This window comes from Corynebacterium sp. NML 120412 (genome assembly GCF_002285155.1).
Taxonomy (GTDB): Bacteria; Actinomycetota; Actinomycetes; order Mycobacteriales; family Mycobacteriaceae; genus Corynebacterium; species Corynebacterium gottingense.
Genome location: NZ_NSGL01000003.1, coordinates 131,675 through 145,456, shown reverse-complemented (window position 1 = coordinate 145,456; position 13,782 = coordinate 131,675). Strand labels below are relative to the sequence as shown.

Annotated in this window: 15 protein-coding genes; 1 reads left to right on the top strand and 14 read right to left on the bottom strand. The window is 69.2% G+C overall.

What is annotated here, in order from left to right; translation table 11 throughout:
- Window positions 1-16 precede the first annotated feature (16 nt).
- From CKJ84_RS08895 to dacB, 13 genes are all read right to left on the bottom strand, one after another.
- Entirely contained in the window at window positions 17-808 is a 792-nt protein-coding gene (locus CKJ84_RS08895) for a pantoate--beta-alanine ligase (protein ID WP_095546705.1), read from the bottom strand.
- The gene (locus CKJ84_RS08890; protein ID WP_095546704.1) at window positions 805-1,500 is read right to left on the bottom strand and encodes a hypothetical protein; all 696 of its coding nucleotides are present in this window, start codon (window positions 1,498-1,500) and stop codon (window positions 805-807) included. The genes CKJ84_RS08895 and CKJ84_RS08890 overlap by 4 nt, the downstream gene beginning before the upstream one ends.
- On the bottom strand, window positions 1,500-2,426 hold the full coding sequence (locus CKJ84_RS08885) for a DUF6779 domain-containing protein (protein WP_095546703.1): 927 nt from the start codon (window positions 2,424-2,426) through the stop codon (window positions 1,500-1,502). Before CKJ84_RS08885 ends, CKJ84_RS08890 begins: the two co-directional genes overlap by 1 nt.
- Before the next feature lie 10 nt (window positions 2,427-2,436).
- The gene (locus CKJ84_RS08880; protein ID WP_369801179.1) at window positions 2,437-2,919 is read right to left on the bottom strand and encodes a DUF3180 domain-containing protein; all 483 of its coding nucleotides are present in this window, start codon (window positions 2,917-2,919) and stop codon (window positions 2,437-2,439) included.
- A gap of 4 nt (window positions 2,920-2,923) precedes the next feature.
- Window positions 2,924-3,397, bottom strand: coding sequence for a 2-amino-4-hydroxy-6-hydroxymethyldihydropteridine diphosphokinase (gene folK, locus CKJ84_RS08875; protein ID WP_095546702.1), 474 nt, complete (start codon window positions 3,395-3,397; stop codon window positions 2,924-2,926).
- A gap of 1 nt (window position 3,398) precedes the next feature.
- The gene (folB, locus tag CKJ84_RS08870; protein WP_095546701.1) at window positions 3,399-3,773 is read right to left on the bottom strand and encodes a dihydroneopterin aldolase; all 375 of its coding nucleotides are present in this window, start codon (window positions 3,771-3,773) and stop codon (window positions 3,399-3,401) included.
- Window positions 3,773-4,624: a dihydropteroate synthase gene (gene folP / locus CKJ84_RS08865; protein ID WP_095546700.1), complete on the bottom strand. Its 852-nt coding sequence runs from the start codon at window positions 4,622-4,624 to the stop codon at window positions 3,773-3,775. The genes folB and folP overlap by 1 nt, the downstream gene beginning before the upstream one ends.
- 2 nt (window positions 4,625-4,626) lie before the next feature.
- Entirely contained in the window at window positions 4,627-5,199 is a 573-nt protein-coding gene (gene folE, locus CKJ84_RS08860; RefSeq protein WP_095275596.1) for a GTP cyclohydrolase I FolE, read from the bottom strand.
- Complete coding sequence (gene ftsH / locus CKJ84_RS08855) at window positions 5,189-7,645, bottom strand: ATP-dependent zinc metalloprotease FtsH (RefSeq protein WP_095546699.1); 2,457 nt, start codon at window positions 7,643-7,645, stop codon at window positions 5,189-5,191. The genes folE and ftsH overlap by 11 nt, the downstream gene beginning before the upstream one ends.
- Window positions 7,646-7,697: 52 nt before the next feature.
- Window positions 7,698-8,288 (bottom strand): hypoxanthine phosphoribosyltransferase, encoded by a 591-nt coding sequence (gene hpt, locus CKJ84_RS08850; RefSeq protein ID WP_095546759.1) that lies wholly within the window; start codon window positions 8,286-8,288, stop codon window positions 7,698-7,700.
- A gap of 90 nt (window positions 8,289-8,378) precedes the next feature.
- Complete coding sequence (locus CKJ84_RS12085) at window positions 8,379-8,618, bottom strand: hypothetical protein (protein ID WP_143340351.1); 240 nt, start codon at window positions 8,616-8,618, stop codon at window positions 8,379-8,381.
- Window positions 8,619-8,624: 6 nt separating this feature from the next.
- Window positions 8,625-9,353, bottom strand: a complete 729-nt coding sequence (locus tag CKJ84_RS08845) for an ATP-binding protein (RefSeq protein ID WP_233125627.1) — start codon at window positions 9,351-9,353, stop codon at window positions 8,625-8,627.
- 157 nt (window positions 9,354-9,510) lie between these two features.
- Window positions 9,511-10,788 (bottom strand): D-alanyl-D-alanine carboxypeptidase/D-alanyl-D-alanine-endopeptidase, encoded by a 1,278-nt coding sequence (gene dacB, locus CKJ84_RS08840; protein WP_095546758.1) that lies wholly within the window; start codon window positions 10,786-10,788, stop codon window positions 9,511-9,513.
- A 64-nt stretch (window positions 10,789-10,852) separates the two neighbouring features.
- Here dacB and CKJ84_RS08835 point away from each other — a divergent pair, with 64 nt between their 5' ends.
- Entirely contained in the window at window positions 10,853-11,329 is a 477-nt protein-coding gene (locus tag CKJ84_RS08835) for an inorganic diphosphatase (protein WP_095546698.1), read from the top strand.
- A 221-nt stretch (window positions 11,330-11,550) separates the two neighbouring features.
- Here the strand turns inward: CKJ84_RS08835 and CKJ84_RS08830 are convergent, their stop codons facing one another.
- On the bottom strand, window positions 11,551-13,782 hold the full coding sequence (locus CKJ84_RS08830; RefSeq protein WP_095546697.1) for a hypothetical protein: 2,232 nt from the start codon (window positions 13,780-13,782) through the stop codon (window positions 11,551-11,553).

The following is a 13,782-nucleotide window of genomic DNA, read 5'->3' as shown; positions in this document are numbered from 1 at the left end:
AAGAGTGTAGCGCCCGCTATGCCTCGATGTTTTTAAACCCGACGCCCAGCGGCACGCCGACGTTATCAATCAGGTGCACGCCGCCCAGATCGACGGCGGCGAGGAGGCGGGCGTCGCCGGTCGGTGGGGCGGGGCGCATGGCAAGGTCGCGCAGCTCAAGGTAGGCGGGCTCGACCCCGGCGGCGGCGAGCACCCCGCGGGCGGTCTCCAGGACCGCGTCCGCTCCGCGCTCCGCCGCGTGCGCGCCCGCCGTCAACGCCGCGGCCAGCGCGAGCGCCGCGTCGCGGTGCTCCTCCGGCACGTCGCCGTTGCGCAGGCTCACCGCCAGCCCGTCCGGCATACGCACCGTGGGCACACTGTGGATCTTCACCTCCATGCGCAGCGCCGTGACCGCCAGTTGCGTCGCCACGAGCAGCTCGAAGTCCTTCTCCCCCAGCACCAGGTCCGTGGCGTGGGTGGCGTTGAGCGTGGCGAGCAGCCGCGCCACGTCGCGCCCGACCGCCTCGGCGTCTTCCAGGTGCGCCATCCCGGTGTCCACGCTGGCGGCGCAGCCCAGTTCTCCGTGGAAGACCACGTCAACCTTTTCTTCGGCGAAGACTTCCGGGACCTCGTCGCCCGAAAAGGTGACAAACACGTACGAGCCCAGCAGCGACTTCGCCGCCCGGATCAGCTCGATGTGCCCGGCGTGCACCGCGCGGCCGAGCGGCACGACCACGATCGACTTGCCCACCTTCCGGAACGCGCGCCCGTAGGTGGCCAGCAGCGCCTCGTCGCGCACGACGGTCGCTGCTCCCGGTGTAAACGTCATTGGTTTCTCCCTTCGTATTTGTCCATTGCCCACACTTGCATGGCGGCGTCGCGGGCCTGTTCCGCACCCCTGCGCTGCATGTCCACGAACGCGCGGCGCACGCCTGGATCATCGATCGCGCCCAGCAGCAGGTCCGCCGTGGCCGGGTCGAGGCCCGGCCCCTCGCCCGCGGGCTCGTCCCCGAACGCCGGGAGGTTGGGGACGGCGGAGGTGAGGAGTTGGTGGGCGTCGATAAGCAAGGTGCGCTGCGCGGCGCGGAGTTCCTGCGCGGCGGCGATGCGCGGGCGCGCCGAATCTGCGATGGGTACGGCGGTGCCGCCGGATTCCGCGACGAGCATGGCGACGACGCCTTCGCCGAGCTCGTCGGCCGCGGACGTAAGCCACGTGCGGTCGTGGAGGCGGTAGGCGCACATGACGATCGCGTGCGCCGTTTCCACGTCATCGAGCAGCTGCGCGCCGCCGAGCAGCGCCGTGTGCAGGAACATTTGGCGCGGCCGCGCGTACGGGGCGAGGCGGGCGGCGATGCTGCGGACTTCGGCGGGGCTGGCGACGTCGATGAGCACGAGGTCCACGTGCGCGATGAGCCCGGGGTCCGCGAGGTCGAGCGGGCGGACGGTGTGCCCGGCGCGCTCGAGGTCGTCGGCGAGCCCGCACGCGTTGCCGATCGCGCCGGCCAAGAGTGTCGGCGCCACTAGCGCTTGTTGCGTTCCAGCAGCTCAGAGACGGACAGCGAGCCCTCGCGGCCGGCATCGCGGCGGCGTCGGCCTCCGCGGCGCTCATCGCTTTCACGCTTCTCGACGCCCTGCTCATGCCGCCCGACGTGCTCTTCCGGCTCCGGCTGCAGTTGGGGTTGAGGCTTGGGCTCCGGCTCCGGCTTGGGTGCGGCGGTTTCGGTCTTGGTCCGCTCGCTGATCAGCGCCGACAGCGGGTTCTGCTGCTCGCGCTGCGGCTGCTGCCCGATGTTGCCGCGCACAGCGTCGCTGCTCGGCGCACCGCTGGGACGGCCACGGCGGTGGGAGCCGTTCGGGCGCTCCGGCGCCGGGGTGCGCACCACGGAAATCTTCGCGGTGTCAAAGCTCGACGGCCCCTTGGTCTCGTGCTTGTGGGGCTCGGGCTTGGGCGCCTCAACGGGCTCAGCCGGCTCGCTCGGCGCAGTCGGCTCAGCCGCTGCCTCCGCTTCCGCCGGGCGCTCGAGTTCCTGGATGCGCCGCGCCGCCGCACGCACCGCGGCCGGCTCGTACTCGAAGACCTGCCCGCTCATCTCCTCCAGCTGGGAGCGCAGCGCCTTGATTTCCGCTTGCAGCTCGCGGAGCAGCTCGGTGTCCACCGGGCTCGCGCCACCCGCGGCGGCCGCCGGCTGGCGCTCCAGGCGCGCCAGCTCCTCCTTGTGGTTCGCCTCGCTCTGCTTGAGCGCGCGGGTCGCTTCGTCGCGGTCGCGGCGCATGCGGAAGATCACGATCAGCCCGGCCGCGGCGGCCCACAGCGCGAGGATGAGCGAGATTTTCAGCGCGTTTGCCGAGTTGGTAAACAGCATCACCACCGTGCCCACGATCGCGAGCGCGAACGGCACGATGACCCAGAGGTTTCCGCGGTCACTAGAAGAGGGTTGGGCAGTCATGATTAGTACCTTAGCTAACGCCCTCGCCCGACGAGGGTGGCGACACCTCGCACGCCTTCTCCAGCAACACCCCCGCCACCGCGAGCAGCAGGCCGCCGACCACGCCGCCGATGAGCCCCGGCAGGTCCTCCCCCGCCGCGGTGAGCGTGCCCAGCCGCGGCACCACGTACACCAGCGGCCCGAGGTACGCCCCGCCGCACACCGCGCCGGCCCACGCGCACGCCTTGCCAAACAGCATAAAATTCGCGGCCATCATCGGGTTGAGCTGCGAGCGGTCCAGCCCGACCCGCCCGTCGGAGCGCCGCCGCTTCACCACCACCACGAGCACCGCACACACCAGCGCCAGCACCCAGAGGCTCGAGGGCACAGCAGCGCCTATCGACGCCACCGCCCCGTACCACCGGCGCATCAGAATCAATGTGGCCGCCGCGCAGAACCCCGCCGTCCCGATCAGCGCCGCGTAGGACGTGCGACGCATGCCCTCGCTGCTCATCCTCTTAGCCCTCCAGTCTGCGCACGCCGTCGCGCTCCGCCGGGTCCAGGCGGGCGAGCAGGTCGGCGACGCGCTCGCCGCCCAGGGTAGCGGCCGGGTCGATCTCCAGCCAGGGCGCGAGGACGAACGCGCGCAGGTGCGCCCGCGGGTGCGGCACCGTCAGCTCCGGGTCGTTGGACGTGTAGCCGGCGATGTCCACGATGTCCACGTCCAGGGTGCGCGGCCCCCAGCGCTCGACGCGGACGCGGTTGGCGGCCTCCTCGAGCGCCTGGCACTCGCTGAGGAGTTGGGCGGGGGTGAGGGGGGCGTCGATAAGCATGCTCTGATTGAGAAAGTCCGGCTGGTCCGTCTTGCCCCAGGGGGCGGTGGCGTAGAGCGAGCTGACGGCGACGAGCGAGTCGGCGAAGTGATCCACCACCGAGGCGAGGTGCGCGCGCGAATCCTCCATGTTGGAGCCAGCGGAAATGACGGCGCGCATGCTACCTCCTGTGCTTGCGGTTGCGGCGGCAGACGACGGCGACGTCGTCGAAGACGAGCGGAATCGGGGCGTGCGGCTTGTGCACGGTGACCTCGATGGCGTGCAGCGCGTCGAAGCGGCCCATCGCGGTGTCGGCGATCTCAGTGGCGACGGTCTCGATGAGCTGGCGCGGGGTGCCCACGGCAACGTCGTAGGCGAGCTGCGCGAGCTCCGCGTAGTTGACGGTCTTGGTTAGGTCATCGCCCGCCGCGGCCTCGGCGAAGTCCACCCAGCAGGTGATGTCCACGGTGAAAGCCTGGCCAAACTCGGTCTCGTGCGGGAGCACGCCGTGGTGCGCGAAGCACTGCAGGCCCTTCAGTTCGATGCGGTCGGCCATCAGTGCGCACCCCCGTCGCGCCACAGCGCGGCGACGTCGACGGCGTCGCGCGAGACCGCGACCTCGTGCACGCGCACGCACCACGCGCCGTAGTGCGCGGACAGCGCGGTGACGGCGGCGGTGGCGGGGTCGGCGTCGACGGGGCCGTGCTCCAGGCCGCGCTCCTTGCGCACCCCGGTGAGGAAGCGCTTGCGGCTCGCGCCGACCAGGATGGGAAACTCGCCGGCGATGAATTCCGGCAGCGCGTTCAGCAGCGCCCAGTTGTCCGCGGCCGTCTTGGCAAAGCCAAGGCCGGGGTCGAGCGTGATCTGGTCGTGCGCCACGCCGGCGGCCAGCGCGTTGTCCACCAACTCGCCCAGCACCTGGTGGACGTCGCGCACCACGTCCCCGCCGTGGTCGGCGGCCCCGGAGGCGTTGACAAAGGCGTCGGCGCGCCAGTGCATCAGGCACACCGGCAGCTGGGTCCGGGCCATGACGCGGTACATGTCGGCGTCGGCGAGGCCGCCGGAGACGTCGTTGATGAGGTCCACGCCGGCGTCGGCAGCCGCGAGCGCCGTCGACGCGCGCATCGTGTCCACCGAGGTGCGGATCCCGTCCGCGTGCAGCGCCGCGATGACGGGGCGGACGCGCTCCGCCTCCACCTCCGCAGGCACGCGGGTGGCGCCGGGTCGGGTGGATTCGGCGCCGACGTCGATAATGTCTGCCCCGAGCCGCACGAGTTCGTGCGCGTGGGCGATCGCGTCGTCGGCGGCAAGCCAGCGGCCGCCGTCGGAGAACGAGTCCTCGGTGACGTTGACAATGCCCATCACCGTCGTGCGGCCGGGCGCAGTGAGATCGGCCACGCTGACCATGGCTAGCTCCTTATCAGGCTCATGACCTCGGCGCGCGAGGCCGCGTTGGACTGGAAGCCGCCGCGCACCGCGGAGGTGGTGGTCACGGCGCCTGGCTTGCGGATCCCCCGCATAGCCATGCACAGGTGCTCGCATTCGACCACCACGATGACTGCGGAAGCACCAAGCTTATCGACGATCGCGTCAGCCACCTGCCCCGTCAACCGCTCCTGCACCTGCGGCCGCTTGGCGTACATGTCCGTGAGGCGGGCGAGCTTGGACAGCCCGGTGACCTTGCCGTCCTTGCCCGGGATGTAGCCCACGTGCGCCTTGCCGTAGAAGGGCACGAGGTGGTGCTCGCAGGTGGAGTAGATCGGGATGTCGCGCACGAGGACCAGCTCCTGGTGGTTCTCCGCGAACGTCTTCTCCAGGACCTCGGTGGGGTCGGTGTGGAGGCCGGCGAAGACCTCCTCGTAGGCGCGGGCGACGCGCGCTGGCGTCTCCTTGAGGCCCTCGCGGTCCGGGTCTTCACCCACGGCGATGAGCAGTTCGCGCACCGCGGCTTCGGCGCGCTGCTGGTCAAACTTATTGGTCATTGTTGGGTCGGTCCTCTGGGTCATTGGGGTGGTTGTCGCTGTTGCTGTCGCGGTCCTCTTTCCGGTGCCGCGGCAGCTGGCGGGTCATGTCCTCGGACGCGGGGCGGTAGGCGGTGCTGCCGCCGCGGCCTTCCGCATCATCGTTGTAGTACGACTCGTCGGGGCGCTCGTTGTCGGGGAGGCGGAAACCGATCTCGGCGGTCTCGTTGTCCGGCTGCTCCGGCTGGTCCGGGGTCGGCGCGTAGTTGCGCATCCCCGGGTGCTGGCCCTGCTGGCCCTGCTGGCCATCCCCCGGGTAGGTCCAGCCCGGAGGCGGCGTCGGGCCGCCGTAGTTCGGGCGGCTGCCACCGGTCGGCGGGGTCCACTGCGACGAGCCGTCGTCGTCCTTGCCCGGCTTGCCCGGACGCCAGTGGTTGCCACCCTGCTGGCCCTGCTGACGCTGCTGGCGCTCCCGCTGACGACGCTCACGCGTCGCCTTCGACGCTTCCAGGATGGAGAAGCGCTTCGGCGGCTCCTCGCCGCGTTCCTTCGCCAGCTCCACCGGCGTCTTGACCGGCTCGCGGCCGATCTGCTGGTGGAAGCGGGCGTCGTGGGCGGGCAGCTCGGGGCGCACCGGCTCGATGTCGGTGAACAGTTGCTCCAGGTCCGGGCGGCGCAGGGTCTCCTTCTCCAAGAGTGCGGAGGCTAGCGCGTCCAGCTGGTCGCGGTATTTTTCGAGGGTGCGGTAGGCCACCTGGTGGGCTTCGTCGAGAAGCGCCTGCATTTCCTCGTCGATCTTGGCGGCGACGGCCGGCGAATACTCCAGCGAGCCTCCGCCGCCCTTGCCGGAGAACGGATCGCCCTGCTCCTGGCCGTACTTCACGGCGCCGAGCGAGGAGGTCATGCCGTACTCCGTGACCATCGCGCGGGCAATCTTCGTGGCCTGCTCGATGTCGTTGGAGGCACCGGTGGTGGGCGCGCCGAAGACGAGCTCCTCGGCGGAGCGGCCGCCCATGGCGAAGACCATGCGGGCGAACAGCTCATTGCGGTTGTACATGCCCTTGTCGTCCTCGTCCGCGGTCATGGCGAAGCCGCCCGTGCGGCCGCGGGCCAAGATGGTGACCTTGTAGACGCGCTCGATGTCTTTGAGCGCCCACGCGGACAGGGTGTGGCCGCCCTCGTGGTAGGCGGTGACCTTCTTCTCCTGCTCGGAGATGATCTTGGTGGAGCGGCGCGGGCCGCCGATCACGCGGTCGGTCGCCTCCTCGAGCGCGTCGGTAGTGATGACGTTGCCGCCGACGCGGGCGGTGAGCAGGGCGGCCTCGTTAAGCACGTTGGCCAGGTCCGCGCCCGACATGCCGGCGGTGCGCTTGGCCAGCGCGTCGAGGGAGACGTCCTTGGCCAACGGCTTGCCCTTGGCGTGGACCTTGAGAATCTGGGCGCGGCCGGCCAGGTCCGGGTTGGTCACCGGGATCTGGCGGTCGAAACGGCCCGGGCGCAACAGGGCGGGGTCCAGGATGTCGGGGCGGTTGGTCGCCGCGATGAGAATGACGCCCTCGCGGTCGCCGAAGCCGTCCATCTCCACCAGCAGCTGGTTGAGGGTCTGCTCGCGCTCGTCGTGGCCGCCGCCCATGCCGGAGCCGCGCTGGCGGCCGACGGCGTCGATCTCGTCGACGAAGATGATGCAGGGGCTGTTCTCCCGGGCCTGTTTGAACAGGTCGCGCACGCGGGAGGCGCCCACGCCAACGAACATTTCCACGAAGTCGGAGCCGGAGATGGAGTAGAACGGCACGCCGGCCTCGCCAGCCACGGCGCGGGCCAGCAGGGTCTTACCGGTACCGGGAGGGCCGTAGAGGAGCACGCCGCGCGGGATCTTCGCGCCCAGCTTTTCGTAGACGCCCGGGTCCATGAGGAAGTCGACGACCTCCTGCAGCTCATCGACGGCCTCGTCGGCGCCCGCGACGTCCGCGAAGGTGTTGGTCGGGTTGTCCTTGGTCAGCTGCTTCGCCTTCGAGCCGCCGATGCCAAACATGCCGCCGCCGGACTGCATGCGGTACATCATGTAGGAGATCAGGCCGAAGACCAGGATCATCGGCAGCATGAAGCCCAGCATGGACAGGAGGAAGGACTCCTGCGTCACGTTCGTCTTGTACTTGTCGGCCCCGGACTCGCGCACGGCGTCGAAAATCTCCTGCGTGGTGCGCGCCGGGTACTGGGCGGAGATGGCTTCGATGCCCTCGTGCTCGTCCACCGTGATCGGCTCGCGCAGCTCGATGCGGACGCGCTGCTCGCGGTCGTCGATCTGCACCTCCTGCGCGTTGGAGTTGTGCAGCTGCTCGACGGCAACGGACGTGTCGACCGTTTGGTAGTTGCGCGTGTCGTCTCCAAACAGCGTCAGGACGTACAGCGCGATGAGCGCGATGGCGGCGAAAATGCCCCACCGCAACACGTTTTTATTTCTAGTCATACAGTTTTTTGGGTCTTACTTGTCGTCGCAGTTAGTTGTCGCCTGGAGGGGCCTACTGGCCCTCGGAGTACACGCGCGGGTGCAGCGTGCCCACGTACGGGAGGTCGCGGTAGCGCTCCGCGTAGTCGAGCCCGTAGCCGATGACGAACTCGTTGGGGATGTCAAAGCCGACGTCGAGCAGGTCGATCTTGGCGGTCTGCACCTCGGGCTTGCGCAGCAGCGTGATGACCTCGAGGCTCTTCGGGCCGCGGCCGCTCAGGTTCTTCAGCAGCCAGGACAGGGTCAGGCCGGAATCGATGATGTCCTCCACCACGAGCACGTCGCGGTCGGCGATCTCCTTGTCCAGGTCCTTGAGAATGCGCACCACGCCAGAGCTGGTGGTGGAGTTGCCGTAGGAGGACACAGCCATGAACTCCATCTCGGCCGGGATGGAAAGCTTGCGGGCAAAGTCGGTGAGGAAGAAGACCGCGCCCTTGAGCACGCACACCAGGATGAGGTCCTGCTCGGCGTCCTTGTACTTCTCCGAGACCATGTCCGCCAGCTCCTGGATGCGGGCCTGCAGGTCGTCCTCAGTCAGCAGGATGGCCTCAACGTCGTCACCGTAGCGGTTCGCGGGGACGTTGAAATCCTTCTTGGTGTACAGCTCGGTCATGGTTGGGCCCTTCCATCTCCTGTTGGCTTACAACTCCTTCATACTGCCACCTCTTCCCCGCCTGCGACAACAACGGGAGGACTACTTGCAGCGGTCCTCCGGCGGGCGGGTATCCAGCCCGTATTGCAGGCACGGCGCGAGCAGGGCACCGATCAGCGCGGCGACCGGGTGAGCAAAGAAGAGGGCTGGGTCTGAGGAGAGGGCGGACGAGCCGGTGAACAGGCCGCAGGAGGAGCCCGGGATCGCGGGGTGTTCTGCCGCGGGAGCTGCGGGAGCGGCGAGAGCGATCGCGGTCGTGTTGAGTATCGCGCAACCCCTCAAGCGGCGTTACTCGCGCCGCTCGAGGGTGAGTTCGCCGCCCACCCGGCGCACGCGCACTCCCCCGGCCATGTCCACGCCGACCTGACCGTTCCAATGCGTGATGAGCCGCTCGATGGCGGCGAGTTGCCCGCGGTTGGGGCGCACGTCTGCGCTGACAAGCCACGCGTGGATCCGGGAGCGGCGCACGGCGCTGGGCAGGGCGGCGAGTTCGTCGCAGGAGGTGGTCGCGGGGGCGTCGAGAAGCGATTGCGCGGCCGCGATCCGGTCGGCGGTCTGCGCCAGCGGCGGCACGGCGTCGCCACCAAGGAGCTCGGTGAGCGCGGGGATGATGCGCGTGCGCAGCGCTACTCGACGAAACGCGGGGTCCCCGTTCATCGGATCCTCCCACGGGGTCACGCCGAGCTCGGCGCACGCGCCGACCGTATCCGCGCGGCGGATGGGCAGGAAGGGGCGCACGAGGCGCCCGGCGCGCGGCGCCATGCCGGACGGGTTGCCGCGCAGCGCGCCGAGCAGCAGCGTTTCGGCCTGGTCGTCGGCGGTGTGCGCCACCCATACCTCGCCACCGTGGGCGAAGAGCGCGGCGTAGCGGGCTTCGCGGGCCGCGGCCTCCAGGTTCCCGCCGCGCGGCACCGCCACCTCCACGACCTCGGCCGTGACGCCAAAGCCTCGCGCCTGCTCGGCGGCACGCTTTGCGACGCCACCGCTGCCCTCCTGCAGCCCGTGGTCCACCACCACGGCGCGCGCCGGGATGCCTTCAGCGGCCGCGGCGGCGACGAGCGCGAGCGAATCAGGCCCGCGGGCGCAGCGGGCGCGTCTGCGGCGGCGCGGACGGCGCGCCGACAGGCCAGGAAGTGGGGCGAGGTGCGGGGCCAGAACGGCTGCGCGGCCATGGCTAGAAGTCGCGGAGGACGGAGGCGAGCTGGTCCATCCCCTGGCGCGCCTCCAGGATGGACGAGTCGTTGGAGATGAACGCGAAGGTGTAGACGTTGCCGTTCACGCTGGTGACGGTGCCTGCGAGCGCGGAGGTCTCATCGAGCGTGCCGGTCTTCGCGCGCACCCAGCCGCGGCCGGCCAGGTCGCCGTAGCGGGAGGCGAGGGTGCCCTCGCCCGCGGCGACGGGCAGGGTGCCCAGTAGGTCGCGGATCGGTGCTTCGGTGGCTGAGGAGAGTAGAACGCCATCAAGCAGCGCGGGCGGGATGCGGTTCGCGTCCGAAAGCCCGCAGTTGTCCAAGAGGGTGGTGCCGCTGACGTCGAAGCCCTGCTCCGCGAGCGTGTCCAGGGCAGCCTGCGGCGCGTCGGTCGTGCCCCGCGCCAGCGCGAGCTCGCGCCCGATCGCCTCGGCGTAAACATTGTCGGAGTTGCGCATCATCACCCGCATCCGCTCGAGCAGGGTCGGCGACTCCACCGACGCCACGACCTCCGCGTCCGCGGGCGCCGGGCCATCGGCGACGGCGACGTTCGCCGCCCCCAGCCGGTTCGCCAGCGCCTGCGCCACGTCCAGGGCCGGGGTGTGGGTGCGCGGGACGTCGCCCTCCGTCGCCCCGCCGAGCCGGCCGCCGGAGAGCATCGCGGGCTGCATCGGCGCCACGAAGCCGGCGTCCACGTTCTCCGGGTCCCAGCTTTCGGGGTACTCCTCCATGCCGTCCCAGGAGGACGTGTCGATGGTGACGGTGTCGACGGCGTCTCCGACGTTGCTGACCTGGGCGGCGAGCGCATCCAAAGCTTCGTCGTCGAGCCAGACGTCGCCACCGGCCAGGATGGTCACCTCGCCCGGGTTCGCGCCGCGCACCACCGCGGTGGACAGCGTATCCTCCGGGCCGAGCTGGTAGAGCGCGGCCGCGGCGGTGAGGATCTTGGTCACGGAAGCCGGCCGCAGCGGCTCGTTCGCGTGCTGGTCAAAGACGACCTCGCCTGTGGCGGCGTTGGAAATCCGGGCGTGGAAGGTCCCAAGGTCCGGGTTTGCGGCGGGGGACGAGAGGGCGTCGATAAGCAACTGCTCATCAACCGGCGACCCCTCCGCGGGCGTGAGGAGACCGGGCGGGGCTTGCAGCGCGTAGGCCGGCGCGTGCTCAAGCGATGCGAGATCGCGCTGCGCCGCGACGCCGAACCCCGCGACGGTGCCGACAGCTCCGAGCGCGAGCGCGCCCACTACCCAAGTCCATACTTTCACGGGCACTAACCCTAGCCCACGTATGATGGTGAGCCGAACCATCACTCGAAGCAAAGGAGCAACAATGGCTACCGAGGTCATCATCGAAATCCCGAAGGGCTCGCGCAACAAGTACGAGGTCGACCACGAGACCGGCCGCGTCCACCTCGACCGTTACCTGTTCACCCCGATGGCATACCCCGCTGATTACGGCTACATCGAGCACACGCTTGCCGACGATGGCGACCCCCTCGACGCACTCGTCATCACCCCGGAGCCCGTGTTCCCCGGCGTTGTTGTCGCCGCGCGCCCGATCGGCGTGTTCAAGATGACCGACGAGGCCGGCGGCGACGACAAGCTGCTCTGCGTCATCGACGACGTCCGCTACGAGGGCTACCAGGACATTTCCGACGTTTCCGACTTCCTGAAGAACGAAATCGAGCACTTCTTCGTCCACTACAAGGACCTGGAGCCGAACAAGGAAGTCACCGGTTCCGGCTGGGGCGACAAGGCTGAGGCGGAGAAGATCCTGCAGGCAGCCGTCGAGGCGTACAAGAAGTAGCGCCTTTTGCTTTGCTGGCCCGGGCTTGCCGTTTCTTGGCGGCCCGGGCCTTTGCTGTTTTTGCGGGGGCGGGTGGCTCCGTTCGCGCGGTGAGGCGACAGGATGGTAACCAGAGGATGGGAACGTCAGGATGGTGATCAACCGAGTAACAGCCGCGAGTTTGCGAGACGTTACTCGACTAATCACCATCCTCTGGTTACCATCCTGGTTTTTCGACGCGCTTAGAAATTCGGCGCCGGAACCCCCGGAATCAGGCCGCCGGCCCACGCCCACCCGGCGCCGAGGATGCCGATGAGCCCCAGCACCAGCGGGATCACAATCGCGGCAATGGTCCCACCGCTCGACCCCTCACGCTCGCTTGACGCACTGCCGGACGCATCTTGGGCGTCGGCCGGCTCCGTCGGCGTGGTGGTCACCGTCGGCTGCGTCGTCGCGGTGCTGTCCTCGGTCGGCTCGGGGGTGGCGCTGGTCGGGGTTGCGACGCTGGTGGTTTCGCTGGTCGTGCTGATCGGACTGGTCGTGTTGGTCGGGCGCTCCGGGAGCGCCGGCCACGGCCAGCGAGTTTCCGTCGGCGCGGACTCCGCCACGTCGACCGGGCCAACGGTAGGCGCCGTTTCCCTCGTGGTCGCAGGCGCCTGAGTGCTTGTCGACGCCCACACATCCGTCACCTCCGCCGTGGACTCCCGCGGAGTCGACGCCACCGGCTTCGCAACAGTGGTCGTTGAGACTCGCTCAGTGGTTGCCTTGGGCGTTGCCACTGTCGTCATCGGGGCGGGCGTGGTCGCCTTACTCGTCGGAGACTCGGCGGCCGACGTCGTCGACTGCGGCTTCGAGGCCACAGGCTTCACGGTAGTGGTCGCCGGTGCAACCGTCGTGGACGTCTCCGCCGATGTCGTCGGCGTCTCCTGCGTCGTCATTGCAGGCCTAGTGAACGTCTTTGGCGTATCCGCAGTTGTCTTCGGAGTGGGCGTGGTCGCCTTACTCGTCGGGGTCTCGGAATCCGACGTCGTCGACTGCGGCTTCGAGGCCACAGGCTTCACGGTAGTGGTCGCCGGCGCAACCGTCGTGGACGCCTCCGCCGATGCCGTCGACGTCTCCTGCGTCGTCATTGCAGGCTTGACGGACGTCTTCGGCGTATCCGCAGTTGTCTTCGGAGCGGGCTTCGCGGTAGTGGGCGCCTTGCTCGTCGGAGACTCGGCGGCCGACGTCGTCGACTGCGGCTTCGAGGCCACAGGTTTAGCCGTAGTAGTCGTCGGGGCGGCCGGGGTAGATTCCTCCGCAGGCTTCGGCTGCTCAGAAGTAGCTTCAGACGTTGGCTCGCTGCTCGCCTTCAGCTCCGCCTCCAGCGCATCGCGGTTGTCGGCAGCCTCAAAGAACGCGGCGAGGTACCGGTCGGCGTGCTGCTGCAGCGCTGCGGCGCGTGCAGCATCGCCTGCGTCCTCCGCTGCCTTGGCGTCTGCAAGTGCCTGCTGGTACTTCTCCGAGTAGTCTTCGACGGCCTGCTCAGCGTCTGCCATGGTGGCGGGCTTGGGGACGTCGATAGGCGGCAGCTCCGTTGGTGTCGGCTCCGTCGTGATGGCAACCGGCGACGGCACTGAGGTCTCCGGCGCGGCAGTTTCCGACGGCTCGGGCGCCACGGTTGGTTCCGGCCCCACTGACGGTTCCGGTTCCGCCGAGGTCGCCGTGGATTCCGTAGTCTCCGGCACGAAGGTCTCCGAGGGTTCCGGCTCGACGGAAGGCTCGGGCTCCGCCGAAGTCTCCACGGACGGCTCCGCCGAAACTGAAGTCTCCTCCGCCGGCTGCGACGCCTCGCTCGTCATAGGCTGCCCGCCCAGCTCGCGCAGCTGCGGGTGCGTCTGCAGCAGGATCTGCACGTCGAGCTTCTGCGGCAGCAGGGCCAGATCGCCTCGGTTTGTGCCGTTCTTCATCAGCGCCCCGCTGCAGGAGTGCGCGAGCCCCATGGCGTGGCCCATCTCGTGGGCGATCGTCATCACCATGCTGGCGTGGTGGACGTTCGCCGGGTTGGCGTACAGCGCCTGATTCAACGTCACGCGAGGGTTGTTGCCGGGCGTGCCTTGCTGGCGGCCCGCAGTAATCCCAGGCAAGGACCCGAGCTCCAGCATCACGGCTTCGGGGTCCCGGTGGTCCACGTACTCCACACGCAGCAGACCGCCGGTGGCTTTGATCCACGCGTCCATGGCCTCCTTCAGGTGCTCGCCGTAGGCGGTGGTGTTGTAGACCTTGAGCGTGTTGCCGTGGATGTTGCTCTGGTTCGAGCCGAAGAAGTAGCGCTCCACGTTCGGGAGCTCCTTCCCCTGGTTCGCCAGCGCAGTATCAGTCTTGCACTGCGCGTCGAGCGGATCGACCTCTCCGCTGTACGCGTGCGCGGAGGGGGCGTTGACAATCAACAAGGAGGCGCCGAGCGCGGCGGCGAGATACTTTCGGGAAGACAC

What these genes read in the sequence shown, in the direction of transcription:
- folB (WP_095546701.1), bottom strand. Translation starts at nt 3,773, where the DNA reads ATGGCCGACCGCATCGAACTGAAGGGCCTGCAGTGCTTCGCGCACCAC.
- ftsH (WP_095546699.1), bottom strand. Translation starts at nt 7,645, where the DNA reads ATGACTAGAAATAAAAACGTGTTGCGGTGGGGCATTTTCGCCGCCATC.
- CKJ84_RS08880 (WP_369801179.1), bottom strand. Translation starts at nt 2,919, where the DNA reads ATGAGCAGCGAGGGCATGCGTCGCACGTCCTACGCGGCGCTGATCGGG.
- CKJ84_RS08835 (WP_095546698.1), top strand. Translation starts at nt 10,853, where the DNA reads ATGGCTACCGAGGTCATCATCGAAATCCCGAAGGGCTCGCGCAACAAG.
- folP (WP_095546700.1), bottom strand. Translation starts at nt 4,624, where the DNA reads ATGGTCAGCGTGGCCGATCTCACTGCGCCCGGCCGCACGACGGTGATG.
- folK (WP_095546702.1), bottom strand. Translation starts at nt 3,397, where the DNA reads ATGCGCGCCGTCATTTCCGCTGGCTCCAACATGGAGGATTCGCGCGCG.
- CKJ84_RS08885 (WP_095546703.1), bottom strand. Translation starts at nt 2,426, where the DNA reads ATGACTGCCCAACCCTCTTCTAGTGACCGCGGAAACCTCTGGGTCATC.
- folE (WP_095275596.1), bottom strand. Translation starts at nt 5,199, where the DNA reads ATGACCAATAAGTTTGACCAGCAGCGCGCCGAAGCCGCGGTGCGCGAA.
- CKJ84_RS08895 (WP_095546705.1), bottom strand. Translation starts at nt 808, where the DNA reads ATGACGTTTACACCGGGAGCAGCGACCGTCGTGCGCGACGAGGCGCTG.